The organism is Clostridium nigeriense (assembly GCF_050585265.1).
Lineage (GTDB): Bacteria > Bacillota > Clostridia > Clostridiales > Clostridiaceae > Clostridium > Clostridium nigeriense_B.
On sequence record NZ_JBNOOE010000009.1, the window covers coordinates 19,746 to 33,208 of the forward strand.

General features: G+C 29.0%; 14 protein-coding genes. All 14 read left to right on the forward strand.

Annotation, left to right across the window (positions count from 1 at the left end):
• Nucleotides 1–12: 12 nt before the first annotated feature.
• Nucleotides 13–1,491, forward strand: a complete 1,479-nt coding sequence (gene spoIVA / locus ACQPVP_RS09780) for a stage IV sporulation protein A (protein WP_430849511.1) — start codon at nucleotides 13–15, stop codon at nucleotides 1,489–1,491.
• 218 nt (nucleotides 1,492–1,709) lie between these two features.
• Nucleotides 1,710–2,105 carry a PBECR2 nuclease fold domain-containing protein gene (locus tag ACQPVP_RS09785; RefSeq protein WP_430849513.1) on the forward strand — a complete coding sequence of 132 codons (396 nt, stop codon included), beginning with the start codon at nucleotides 1,710–1,712 and terminating at the stop codon, nucleotides 2,103–2,105.
• Between the two features lie 216 nt (nucleotides 2,106–2,321).
• Complete coding sequence (locus tag ACQPVP_RS09790; RefSeq protein ID WP_430849515.1) at nucleotides 2,322–3,311, forward strand: asparaginase; 990 nt, start codon at nucleotides 2,322–2,324, stop codon at nucleotides 3,309–3,311.
• A gap of 190 nt (nucleotides 3,312–3,501) precedes the next feature.
• A complete protein-coding gene (locus ACQPVP_RS09795) occupies nucleotides 3,502–4,383 on the forward strand; it encodes a YicC/YloC family endoribonuclease (protein WP_430849517.1) in 882 nt (293 codons plus the stop codon).
• A gap of 14 nt (nucleotides 4,384–4,397) precedes the next feature.
• A complete protein-coding gene (remA, locus tag ACQPVP_RS09800; protein WP_066893902.1) occupies nucleotides 4,398–4,667 on the forward strand; it encodes an extracellular matrix/biofilm regulator RemA in 270 nt (89 codons plus the stop codon).
• Nucleotides 4,667–5,305, forward strand: coding sequence for a guanylate kinase (gene gmk / locus ACQPVP_RS09805; protein WP_430849519.1), 639 nt, complete (start codon nucleotides 4,667–4,669; stop codon nucleotides 5,303–5,305). Before remA ends, gmk begins: the two co-directional genes overlap by 1 nt.
• Nucleotides 5,286–5,510 carry a DNA-directed RNA polymerase subunit omega gene (rpoZ, locus tag ACQPVP_RS09810; RefSeq protein WP_430849521.1) on the forward strand — a complete coding sequence of 75 codons (225 nt, stop codon included), beginning with the start codon at nucleotides 5,286–5,288 and terminating at the stop codon, nucleotides 5,508–5,510. The genes gmk and rpoZ overlap by 20 nt, the downstream gene beginning before the upstream one ends.
• On the forward strand, nucleotides 5,511–6,710 hold the full coding sequence (gene coaBC, locus ACQPVP_RS09815; RefSeq protein ID WP_430849523.1) for a bifunctional phosphopantothenoylcysteine decarboxylase/phosphopantothenate--cysteine ligase CoaBC: 1,200 nt from the start codon (nucleotides 5,511–5,513) through the stop codon (nucleotides 6,708–6,710).
• 48 nt (nucleotides 6,711–6,758) lie between these two features.
• Nucleotides 6,759–8,963, forward strand: a complete 2,205-nt coding sequence (priA, locus tag ACQPVP_RS09820) for a primosomal protein N' (protein WP_430849525.1) — start codon at nucleotides 6,759–6,761, stop codon at nucleotides 8,961–8,963.
• 12 nt (nucleotides 8,964–8,975) lie between these two features.
• Nucleotides 8,976–9,419 carry a peptide deformylase gene (gene def / locus ACQPVP_RS09825; protein ID WP_430849527.1) on the forward strand — a complete coding sequence of 148 codons (444 nt, stop codon included), beginning with the start codon at nucleotides 8,976–8,978 and terminating at the stop codon, nucleotides 9,417–9,419.
• Between the two features lie 15 nt (nucleotides 9,420–9,434).
• Nucleotides 9,435–10,361, forward strand: coding sequence for a methionyl-tRNA formyltransferase (gene fmt / locus ACQPVP_RS09830; protein WP_430849529.1), 927 nt, complete (start codon nucleotides 9,435–9,437; stop codon nucleotides 10,359–10,361).
• Between the two features lie 25 nt (nucleotides 10,362–10,386).
• Complete coding sequence (locus ACQPVP_RS09835) at nucleotides 10,387–11,085, forward strand: zinc metallopeptidase (protein WP_430849531.1); 699 nt, start codon at nucleotides 10,387–10,389, stop codon at nucleotides 11,083–11,085.
• Nucleotides 11,086–11,096: 11 nt separating this feature from the next.
• Entirely contained in the window at nucleotides 11,097–12,416 is a 1,320-nt protein-coding gene (rsmB, locus tag ACQPVP_RS09840) for a 16S rRNA (cytosine(967)-C(5))-methyltransferase RsmB (protein ID WP_430849533.1), read from the forward strand.
• An 8-nt stretch (nucleotides 12,417–12,424) separates the two neighbouring features.
• Nucleotides 12,425–13,450, forward strand: a complete 1,026-nt coding sequence (gene rlmN / locus ACQPVP_RS09845) for a 23S rRNA (adenine(2503)-C(2))-methyltransferase RlmN (protein ID WP_430849535.1) — start codon at nucleotides 12,425–12,427, stop codon at nucleotides 13,448–13,450.
• Nucleotides 13,451–13,463 lie beyond the last annotated feature (13 nt).

Below are 13,463 nucleotides of genomic sequence, written 5' to 3' on the forward strand. Positions count from 1 at the left end.
GGAGGGTACACTGTGGACAGCTTTAATATATATAAGGATATAGCTGAAAGAACACAAGGGGACATATATGTAGGTGTTGTAGGACCGGTTAGAACAGGAAAATCAACATTTATTAAAAAATTTATGGACCTCATGGTAATACCAAAGATTGATAATAATTATAAAAAGGAAAGAGCAAAGGACGAGTTGCCTCAAAGTGGTTCAGGAAAGGGAATTCATACAACAGAACCCAAATTTGTTCCAAATGAGGCTGTTGAAATTACAATTGATGAAGAGATAAAATTCAAAGTTAGAATGGTAGATTGTGTTGGCTATATAGTTAAAGGGGCAGTAGGGTATATGGATGGAGATGAAGCTAAAATGGTAAATACTCCATGGTACGAATACGAAATACCTTTTGAAGATGCAGCTGAAATAGGAACTAGAAAAGTTATTACAGATCATTCTACCATAGGTCTTGTAGTGACAACGGATGGAAGTATAACAGGAATTGAAAGAAATGAGTACTTAGAAGCAGAGGAGAGGGTAATAGATGAGTTAAAGGCAATAAGAAAGCCTTTTATAGTTGTACTTAATACAAAACATATAAATTCTCCTGAAACTAGAGCATTAAAAAAGGAGATTGAAGATAAATATGATGTTACTGTTCAAGTTATGGACGTAGCTAATATGAATGAAGATGATGTGGAAGATGTTTTCAAGCATGTACTTAAAGAATTCCCAGTGAAAGAAATCAACATAGATATGCCATCATGGGTAGAAAGACTTGAGCCTGATAATTGGCTTAAAAAAGATTTCTTTAGTGTTATTAAGGGGATGTGTGAAGATATAAATAGAATAAGGGATGTTAAATCTGTTATTAATATTTTAAAAGAAGAGGAAAATCTTGCGCCTATTGAAATGAATACTGTTAATTTAGGGGAAGGAAAGGCTAATATAAAATTAAAACCAAAAGATGGAATTTTCTATAATATATTAAGTGAGATTTGCGATTTAGATGTTAAATCGGAAAGTGATTTATTAGCTTTAATTAAAGATCTTAATTATGCTAAAAAAGAATATGATAAGGTTAAAGATGCATTAATAGATGTAAGAGAAACAGGCTATGGGCTAGTTCCACCTCAACTTTCTGAAATGAAGTTTGAAGAACCAGAAATGGTTAAGCAAGGAAATAGATTTGGTGTTAAATTAAAAGCATCTGCTCCATCTTTACATTTTATAAAAGCAAATATTAGAACTGAAATTAGTCCTATAATGGGATCTGAAAAAGAAAGTGAAGAACTTGTAAAATCATTAATGGAACAATTTGATGAGGATCCTGCATCATTATGGCAAAGTAATATGTTTGGTAAGCCGTTAGAAGTTTTAATTAGAGAAGGTCTACAAAATAAATTGTATAAAATGCCTGAGGATGTACAAGTTAAAATTCAAAAAACTTTACAAAAGATTATTAATGAAGGTAGTGGAGGGTTAATCTGTATAATATTATGATTTTAGAGGTTGGTGGTTAAACCAGCCTCTTTTTAATATTTATAAATTATTACAGAGTTAATTTAATTGTTTGATAAACTTTGAAAATAATGATTTGTTAAATATGTTAAATTTAAATATTTATAATAAAGTTAAGGAAATTTATATAGGTATAATGAATAATATATATAAAGAATCTCTGAAAAGCTAATATACACTATAGAGAATTGAGGGATATTATGGAAAATAGATTTTATACCTATAGAAGAGTAGGATATTTAAAAGGAAGAATGGCAGAAAATTTAGGGGTGAAATTTACAGGTACCATTTATGCGTCCCCAGGGGTAATAAAGCATATAAAAAAGAGACATGGAAAACAATTAAGCAAAAAGATACTTGGAAATATTATAGAATGTATGAAGGAGATAATAGAAAACCCTGATTATATAGGGGTATATAAGCTAACAAATAATGGAATATATATAGAGTTAATAAAAAAAGCAGAAACAAATATTTTAATTGGAATAGATATTGATGATAAAAGAGATTATATATATGTTTCAACTATGTATCCAATAACTAATGGAAAGATAAAAAATAGATTGTACAGTGGTAAATTAATGGAATGGAAATAGAATTATAAGTTGAAAGATTAAGATAATAAGCATATAATGAATATGTTAGTTTTGAATTATATAATTGTTGAGGTGAGAAAAGGCTCCTCACGCGCTAAGGCTTTTAGTAAAAGAGATGTAGGATACGCCGACCTACCAACAATTTAATTTTTTTTGTTTTTAAACTTTTGGGAAACCAAGAGTTTTTATTTTATCAGTTAACATTAGGAGGAAAATATGAAGAAGGTAGCAGTTGTATTTAATGGTGGAACAATATCTATGAAGGTGGATGAAAGGATTAAGGCAGCAGTACCAAGTTTAACTGGAGAAGAAATTATGTCTATGGTTACTGGAATAGAAAAATATGCAAAAGTTGAATCCTATAGTTTTTCTAGTAAACCATCACCACATATGAGTATACACAATATGTTAGAACTTAGTAAATTCATAAAACAGTTAATAGAAAGAGAAGATATCGATGGAGTAGTACTAACTCATGGAACAGATACTTTAGAAGAAACTGCATACTTTTTAGATTTAACGATAGATTCTGAAAAGGTAATTGTAGTTACAGGGGCTATGAGAAGTAGTTCAGAACTAGGATATGATGGGCCATTTAATTTAGCTACTTCCATTTGTACAGCAATTTCAGAAGATGCTAAAGGAAGAGGAGTTTTAGTTTGCTTTAATGGTGAATTAAATTCAGCAGCAGAGGTAACAAAAGCTAATTCTATGGCTCTTAATGCATTTAAGACTCCAAATTTTGGACCAATAGGAATAGTAGATAACAATAAAGTTTTATTTTATAGAAAAACTATTAAACATAAAGTCTATCATGTAGAGAATATAAAAGATGATGTTGCTCTTATTAAGTGCGTTGCAGGAATGACATCTGATTTTATAGATTTTGTTATAGACAGAGGATATAAAGGTATAGTAATTGAAGCTTTAGGAAGAGGTAATGTACCTCCTGAAATGGTAAAGGGAATAAGGAGGGCCTTAAATAAAAATATACCTGTAGTAATTGTATCTAGATGTTTTGAGGGAAGAGTATATGAATCCTACGGTTATGAAGGTGGAGGTAAGATGTTAAAGGATTTAGGAGTATTTTTTGAAGAAAGTATGCCTGGGCAAAAGGCTAGAATAAAGTTAATAGTAGCATTATCAAGTGAAAAAGCAATAGATATTAAAGAATCATTTAAGAAAAACACTAATATTAATAATTAATTAAAAGGAGAAGTTACTATTGTATTTAATTATAGAATGTAACTTTTCTTTTTATTATATAAATGTTAATATTCTGTGAACAAATCATTGACATAGATATATAAAATATTTTATATTAAGTATGGTAAAATAATAAAAAATAAATTTAATTATATTTTATATTTTTGTATATAAAGCTTTGGAGGCATATATGGTTAAAAGTATGACTAGTTTTGGTAGAGCTAGTAATGAAGAAGGAAGTAAACATTTATTTTCAGTTGAAATGAAAAGTGTAAATAGTAGATACTTAGATGTTAATGTAAGGTTACCTAAAAGTATTATTTCATTAGAAGAAGAGATAAGAAAATTAGTTAATTCAAAACTTTCTAGAGGAAAAGTAGATATATTTATTAATCAAAAAAGCTATTCTCAAGGAGAAGGTATAGCAAAGCTAAATTTAAAGTTAGCTGAAAGCTATTTTAACTGTTTAAAGGAAATAGAAAAAAACTTTGAGGTTAAAAATGATATTACTATCACACAAATAGCTAGATTCCCAGATGTAATTAATGTTGTTGAAGAAGAAGATTCCATTGATGAAATTTGGTCATATATTAAGCCTCTTATAAATTCATCTTTAGATATGATGGATAATATGAGGATGGTTGAAGGAGAAAAGCTTAAGGAAGATATACTAATTAAGCTTAAAGAAGTTGAAGATATAGTATTGAATATAGAGAAAATTGCAGATACTGTACCTAATACATACAAGAGAAAACTAGAAGTAAAGCTTAAAGATTTATTAGATGGTATAGAAATAGATGAAAGTAGAATTGCACAAGAAGTAGCTATTATTGCGGATAAAAGTGCGGTAGATGAGGAAATTACAAGGCTAAACAGTCATATAAATCAAATGAGAATTACATTTGAAGAAGGTGGCCAAATAGGAAGAAAACTTGACTTTATAATTCAAGAAATGAATAGAGAAGCTAATACAATAGCTTCAAAATCTAGTGATATGGATATGACTAATTATGTCATTAACATAAAAAATTTAATAGAAAAAATAAGAGAACAAGTGCAAAATATAGAATAATCAGGAGGAAAGTAATGGGAATCAAATTAATTAACATTGGATTTGGCAATATTGTATCTGCTAATAGACTTGTTGCTATAGTTAGTCCAGAATCAGCACCTATTAAAAGAATAATTCAAGAAGCTAGAGATAGAGGGATGCTTATAGATGCAACATATGGTAGAAGAACTAGAGCGGTTATTATCACTGATAGTGACCATGTGATTTTATCTGCAGTTCAACCTGAAACAGTTGCACATAGACTAGTAGTAAAGGATGAAACAGTAGACGAGGTTGATGAATAATGCATAGTAATAGAGGTGTTTTAATAGTTATTTCAGGTCCATCTGGAGCTGGAAAAGGAACTATTTGCAAAGCTTTATTAGAAAAGCATGACAATATTTATATTTCAGTTTCTGCAACTACTAGAGCTCCAAGAGAAGGAGAAGTAGAAGGAGTAAATTATTACTTTTTATCAAAAGAAGATTTTGAAGTAAAGGTTAGAGAAAATGGTTTTCTAGAATATGCAAATGTTCATGGAAATTTTTATGGTACCCCAAAGGGGAATGTAGAAAAAATGCTTGAAGATGGTAAGGATGTTATTTTAGAAATAGATATCCAAGGCGCATTGCAAGTTAAAGAAAATTTTAAAGAAGGTGTATTTATCTTCATTCTTCCACCATCCATGGAAGAATTGAAGCAAAGAATTATAAAAAGAGGTAGTGAAACAGAAGAATCCTTAATGACTAGATTTAAGAATGCTTACAAGGAAATTAATTATGTTTCTAAATACAACTATGCTGTAGTTAACGATACTTTAGAGTTAGCTGTAGAAAAGGTAGAATCAATAATAACAGCAGAAAAATGCAGAGTTGATAGAATAAAAGAAAATTCAATTTTAGATTCTAAGGAGGGCTTAATTCATGAACAACTCTATGATTAATCCATCAGTAATGGATTTACTTAAAAAGGTAGATGACAGATATTCATTAGTAATGGTAACTTCAAAAAGAGCAAGACAATTAATAAATGGTAGTAAACCATTAGTTGAAACAAAATCTAAGAAACCACTTACAATAGCAATAAATGAAGTTAATGAAGGGGAAGTAGGATATGAACCTACTCCAGTAAAAGAAGGATCAAAATAAATGAATAATAAAAGGTGTGTGTGTGTAGGAGTAAGTGGAGGTATTGCAGCTTACAAAGCATTAGATATTGTAAGTGCATTAAGCAAAAAAGATATTGATGTAAGAGTGATTATGACTGAGTCAGCAACTAAGTTTGTTACTCCTTTACCATTTCAATCTTTAAGTAAAAATATGGTTGTAACGGACATGTTTGCAGAACCAAAAGCTTTTGAAATTCAGCATATATCATTAGCTAAAAGAGCAGATGTTTTCTTAGTAGCCCCTGCCACAGCAAATATTATTGGAAAAGTTGCAAATGGAATAGCTGATGATATGTTATCAACAACTATTATGGCAACTAGAGCAAAAATTATATTTGCTCCAGCAATGAATACTAATATGTATGAAAATCCAATAGTTCAAGAAAATATTGAAAAACTAAAAAAACTTGGATGTGAGTTTATAGAACCAGCATCAGGAGTACTTGCTTGTGGTGATGAAGGAAAAGGTAAGCTTGCAGATGTTAATACAATAATAGAAAAAGTATTAAATGCATTAGATAATAAAGATTTACCTAAAGATTTACTTGGAAAAAATGTTTTAATAAGTGCAGGTCCTACTCATTCTAATATAGATCCAGTTAGATTTATTACAAATAAATCTACAGGGAAAATGGGATATGAGATAGCAGAAGAGGCTAGGGACAGAGGAGCTAATGTTACCTTAGTTTCAGGACCTACTAAGTTAAATCCTCCAAATGGAGTTAAGGTAATACGTGTAACTACAAATGAAGAAATGAAAAATGCAATTTTAGAGAATTATGATAATAGCGATATAGTTATTAAATCTGCAGCAGTTGCAGATTATAAAATTAAAAATTATAGTAATGAAAAGATAAAAAAAGGCGATGGTGATTTAGTTTTAACCTTTGTAAGAGATAATGATATATTACAAATATTAGGTGAAAATAAAAAACATCAAATTTTAGTGGGATTTGCCGCTGAAAGTAGCAATTTTATTGAAAATGCAAAGAAAAAGATTAAAAATAAGAACTTAGATTATATTGTAGTAAATGATATTACAAGTAATGATACTGGCTTTGCTAGTGATGATAACAAAGTTACAATTCTTTCCAAAGATGGAGAAGAATTTGATTTAGAAAAGATGAGTAAAAGAAAAGTTGCATCAAAAATCTTTGAAACTATATTAAGAAAGCGCTAAAATGCGCTTTCTTTTATATAAGTCTATAGTATACCTAATAAAAGGGTGATGAATTTGAAAATATATGCAGAAATTGTTATTAATAGTGATGCGTTAGAAATAGATAAACCTTTTACTTATGAAGTTCCAGAAGAACTAATGAAAGATATAGTTGTAGGACAATGGGTAAAGGTACCTTTTGGTATTAGAAATTCTCTTGTAGATGGCTTTATATTATCTATAAAAGAAGATGAAATAAGTGGTATAAAAATAAAAAAGATTAAGTCTATATCATTATTAGAACCACTTCTAACTAAAGATGATATAAAATTAGTAAATTTTTTAAAAGAAAATTATTTATGTAAATATATAGATGGAATTAGACTCCTTATTCCTCAAGGAATTTTAAAGGGCGTAAATAATAAATATAAGCAAGTAGTTGCTATAGGAAATAAAGAATTTTCTAAGGAAATAGAAGATAAATATGGTGATATCCTAAATTTTATAAAAAAAAATAATGGTAAATTCAACAAAAGTGAATTAACTAAAAAATATGGACTATCTACATATAAAATAAATAAACTTATAAAAGAAGATTATTTGAAAGTAGAGGAAGAAGTAGTTTACAGATATAATTTTAAGGAATATATTGAATATAAAGAAAAAGCTTTAACAAAAGATCAAATTAATGCTATTGAAAGTATAGAGAAATCAGATAAGAATGTTATTTTATTAAAAGGCGTAACTGGCTCTGGAAAAACTGAAGTATATATGAATCTTGTAAGAAAGGAATTGTTAGAGGGAAAAGCTGCTATAATTCTTGTGCCAGAAATTTCTCTAACACCACAAATGATAGAACGGTTTAAAGGCAGATTTGGTAGGGAAGTGGCAGTTTTTCACAGTAAGCTATCAGATGGTGAAAGATATGATGAATGGTATAGAGTAAGAGCAGGTAAGGCTAGAGTAATTATAGGTGCTAGAAGTGCATTATTTTTACCAGCTCAAGATTTAGGAGTAATTATTATAGATGAAGAACATGAAAATACTTATAAATCTGAGCAAAATCCCAAATATGTTACAAGAGAAGTTGCTGAATTTATAAGTAAGCTTAATAATTGTAAAGTTATTTTAGGGTCAGCTACTCCATCAATAGAAACTTATTATAGAGCAATATCTGGAGAAATAGAACTTGTAGAATTGAATAATAGGGTAGACAATAAACCAATGCCTAAAATTGAAATAGTAGATATGAGAGAAGAATTAAATAGTGGAAATATCTCCATGTTTAGCAGAAAGCTATTTTTAGAAATGAAAGAAGCTTTAAATAAAAAAGAACAAATTATTTTATTTTTAAATAGAAGAGGTTTTTCCACTTTTGTATCTTGTAGAAGTTGTGGGTATGTATTTAAATGTCCAAAGTGTGATATTTCAATGACATATCATAAAAATGGATATTTAGTATGTCATTACTGTGGGCATGGACAGTATCAACCAAAGGTATGTCCTAAATGTAAGAGTAAATATGTTAAACATTTTGGAACAGGTACTGAAAAGGTTGAAGAAGAGGTTAAAAGACATTTTAAAGATGCAAAAGTATTAAGAATGGATATGGATACTACAAGGAATAAAAATTCTCATGAAACTATATATAATGCATTTAAAAATCGTGAAGGAGATATTTTAATTGGTACTCAAATGATATCTAAAGGTCTTGATTTTGAAAATGTTACTTTAGTAGGTATATTGGCAGCAGATATGTCTTTAAATATATCAGATTACAGGGCGGCAGAGAGGACATTCCAAATTATAACACAAGTATCAGGAAGAGCAGGCAGAGGGCAAAAAGAAGGAAAAGTAATTTTACAAAGCTATAATCCCAGTCATTATAGTTTAAATTATGCTAAAAATTATGATTATGAAGGCTTTTATAATGAAGAATTTACAACTAGAGGTTTGATGTATTATCCTCCTTTTGGTAGAATACTATTAGTAAATGTTTCATCTAAAAATGAAAATGCATTGAAAAATTTTATGAATACATTAAAAAATGAACTAAGTAGTATATCTAATAGTGAGGAGAATATTGATATGCTTGGTCCAGTACCCTGTATAATTACAAAAATAAAAGATAATTTTAGATGGCAAATTATTTTTAAAGGAGATTTATCTTTAGATTTTTGTAAAAAAATAAAAGATAAACTTTATCAATTAAATAAGAATGTATATAATGAAATAAAAGTAACTATTGATATTAATCCCAATAATTTGACTTAGGAGGTAAAATAAATGGCAATTAGAAATATTAGAATAAATGGTGATGAAGTTTTAAGAAAGAAATGTAAGGATGTTACTGAAATAACACCTAGAACTATTAAATTAATAAAAGATATGGCGGATACTATGTATGAAGCTGATGGAGTAGGTCTTGCAGCACCACAAGTAGGAATTCTTCAAAGAATATTTGTTATAGATGTTTTTGACGATTATGGACTTAGAGTATTTATAAACCCAGAAATATTAGAAGTTTCAGGTAGTCAAATAGGAGAAGAGGGATGTCTAAGTGTTCCAGGAGAAGCAGCAGATATAGAACGTCCAAACTATGTAAAAGTAAAGGCTTTAAATGAAAAAGGTGAAGAATTTATTTTAGAAGCTACTGAGCTTTTAGCAAGAGCTATACTTCATGAAAATGATCATTTAAACGGAAAACTATTTATAGACTATTTAAAATAACAAAGGAGGTTTAACATGAAAATAGTATTTATGGGGACTCCAGATTTTGCGGTACCATCTTTAAAGAAGATAATTGATACTTTTGGGGTTGAATGTGTATTTACACAACCTGATAAACCTAAGGGAAGAGGTAAAAAAATTGCATATTCACCTGTAAAAGAAGTAGCTTTAGAGCATAATATAAAGGTATTACAACCTATGAAGTTGAAAAATGATGAAGAAGCTATAAAATATTTAAAGGATTTAAAACCTGATTTTATTATAGTAGTAGCTTTTGGACAGATTTTAACTAAAGAAGTTTTAGATATTCCAAAGTATGGATGTATTAACTTACATGCATCTTTGCTTCCTATGTATAGGGGTGCTGCTCCTTTAAATTGGGCAATAATAAATGGGGAAAAGAAATCAGGTAATACAACTATGTTAATGGATGTAGGATTAGATACAGGAGATATGCTTTTAAAAGATGAGGTTGAAATAACTGATGATATGACAGCTGGAAATCTTCATGATATTTTAATGGAAAGAGGAGCAGATTTATTAATAGAGACTATAGAAGGTTTATATAATGAAACAATTACTCCTAAAAAACAATCAGATGAAACTTTTTATGCTAAAATGCTAAATAAAGAATTAGCTTTAATAAATTGGAATAATTCTGCAGAAGATATTCATAACTTGATTAGAGGCCTTAATCCATGGCCAATTGCATATACTAACTATGAAGATAAGTCTATGAAAATATATGAGAGTAAGGTTTTAAAAGAAGAGAGTAAAAGAGAACCAGGAACTATAGTCAGTGTTTCTAAAGAAGGTATTAAAGTTGCAACACAAGATGGGATATTGTTAATAAAAAAGATTCAATTTCCAAATGGTAAGCCTTTAACTATAGAACAATATATAAATGGGAATGAAATTAAGGTGAATAATAAGCTTTATTAAAATTTAGTATAAAGGAGATGGATATATGTTTTATCCAGGATTTTATTTTGATTCAACTTATTTAATTTTAATACCAGCTATTATAATAGCTTTTTGGGCACAATTTAAAATAGATAATGCCTATAAAAAGTATAGAAGTGTAAGAATAGCAAGTGGAGTAACTGGAAGTGAGGTTGCAAGAAGCATATTAGATGGAGCAGGACTTTTTGATGTAAGAGTTGAAAGGTATGGAAGCAAGCTTGGTGATCACTATGATCCTTCTGCAAGAGTAATAAGGCTTTCACCTGAGGTATATGATGGTGCTACTGTAGCAGCAGCTGGAATAGCAGCTCATGAGTGTGGTCATGCAATTCAACATCAAACACATTATGCACCTTTAGTATTAAGAACTAAAATTGCCCCAGTTGTTAATATAGCAAGTAATGTATCTATATGGTTATTTATGATAGGAATATTTTTAGGAAATTCTTTATTTGCACAAATAGGTATAATCTTTTTTGGAGGAGCAGTAATATATCAACTAGTAACTCTTCCAGTAGAATTTAATGCATCTACAAGAGCATTAAATATTTTAAAAACAAGAACATTTTTATATGGGGATGAACTAAAAGGAGCACAAAAGGTTCTAGATGCAGCTGCTATGACATATGTTGCAGCAACATTAATGGCTATTTCTCAATTAATAAGATTAATAGCTATAAATAATAGATATAACGATAATTAAGAGGTAGAAAAATGAATAGTAGAAAACTTGCAAGAAAAATAGTACAAAGAGTATTGGAAGAAGGAGCTTATTCTAATTTAGTTCTTTCAAAGGAATTAAACGGTAGTGATATTGATGACAAGGATAAGGGGCTAATAACTGAAATAGTATATGGTACTTTAAGAAGAAAAAGAACTTTAGATGTGCTTATAGGAAATTTTGTTAAGGATATTAACTCATTGGATCCAAAAGTATTAAACATACTAAGAGTTGCCATTTACCAAATGTATTTCTTAGATAAAATACCTGAATATGCAGCTTGTAATGAGGCTGTAGAAGAAGCAAAGGAAGTTTCTTTAGAAGCATCTAAACTTGTTAATGGAATATTAAGAAGTTATATTAGAGATGAAAAAGAAATAGTAGTTCCAGGAAATAGAATAGATGAATTAGCTTACAAGTTCTCTTTTCAACCTTGGATGATTAGACTTTTCATTAAACAATATGGTGAAGAAAGAACAATGAAAATAATGGCTGGTTTAAATGAAACTCCAAAGGTAACAGTTAGAGTAAATGAATTTAAAAGCGAGTATGATGAAGTTTATGAAAAGTTAGAAGAAATGGGATATAACGTAGAAGAAGGATATGCTTGTCCTGAAGCAATTACAATCAAAGGTGGAAAAAGTGTAGAAAATAATGATTTATTTAAGGATGGTCTTATTACCGTTCAAGATGAAAGTGCTATGTTAGTTGCACCTTTACTAGAATTAAATGAGGGAGATAAGGTTCTAGATTTATGTGCAGCTCCAGGTGGTAAAACTACACATATAGCTGAGTTATTGGGAAATACTGGGGAAGTTTTAGCCTTTGATTTACATGAAAATAAATTGTCTTTAATTGAAGAAAATGCTAATAGATTAGAGTTAAATAATGTATCTTGTAAAGCAATGGATGCAACTAAGCTTAATACTGAATATATTAGCTATGCAGATAAGGTATTAATTGACGTACCTTGTTCAGGTCTTGGTATAATTAGAAAGAAGCCTGAAATAAAATGGAATAAAACAAGACAACAATTAAGAGATTTAATTGAGATACAAAGAGATATAATGGAAAATGCTTGGCAATATTTAAAACCAGGTGGTATTTTACTTTATTCTACATGTACCTTAAACAAAGAAGAAAATGAAGAAAACTTAAAATGGTTTTTAGCTAAACATAAAGATGCAGAAATAGAGAAGATATATTTAGGTAACAATAATAACTTTATATATAATGTAGATAAAAGTTTAACTATATTACCGAATGATTCCATGGATGGTTTCTTTATAGGAAAAATAAAGAAAATAAAATAGGTGATATAATGGAAAATATTTTAGATTATAGTTTAGAAGAAATATCTGTATGGATGAAAGAAAACAGTGAAAGTTCATTTAGAGCTAAGCAAGTTTTTTCTTGGATATACAATAATGTTTGGAACTTTGAGGATATGAAAAATTTACCTAAGTCTTTAGTTGAAAAGCTTAAGGAAAATTTTTATATAGGGGTTCCAGAAGTGGTAGAAGAGTATAATTCTACACTAGATGAAACAAAAAAAATATTATTTGCTTTTAAAGATGGAAATATCATTGAAAGTGTAATTATGAAGTACAATTATGGAAACACAATTTGCATTTCTACACAAGTAGGTTGTAGAATGGGATGTAAATTTTGTGCATCAACATTAGAAGGTAGAGTAAGAAATTTAACTGCTGGAGAAATTGTAGCAGAGGTTATTGTAGCTCAAAAGGTTCTAGGTGAAAGAATTTCTAATATAGTATTAATGGGAAGTGGTGAGCCTTTAGATAATTATGAGAATGTAACTAAGTTCTTAGATTTAGTTAATGCTGAATATGGATTAAATATAGGTCAAAGGCATATAACCCTTTCCACTTGTGGAATTGTACCAAAGATATATGATTTGGCTGACAAAGGATATAGCATAACTTTAGCAATATCTCTACATGCTTTTAGTGATGAAAAGAGAAGAGAAATAATGCCTATTGCTAAGAAATACTCTATAAAAGAAATTTTAGATGCTTGTGATTATTATTTTGAAAAAACAGGTAGACGTATATCTTTTGAATATTCTTTAGTTTCAGGTATTAACGATGGCAAAGAAGATGCAAAAGCTCTATCAAAATTATTAAAGGGAAAACAATGTCATATAAATTTAATACCTGTAAATGAGATAAAGGAAAATACTTTAAAGAGACCTTCTAAAAAAACTATAGAAGAGTTTGAAAAAATAGTTAGTGAACATGGGTTAGATGTTACAGTTAGAAAAGAAATGGGTAATGATATTAATGCTGCTTGCGGTCAATTAAGGAGAAATTTCTTAAAGATATAATAATAAAGGGAGT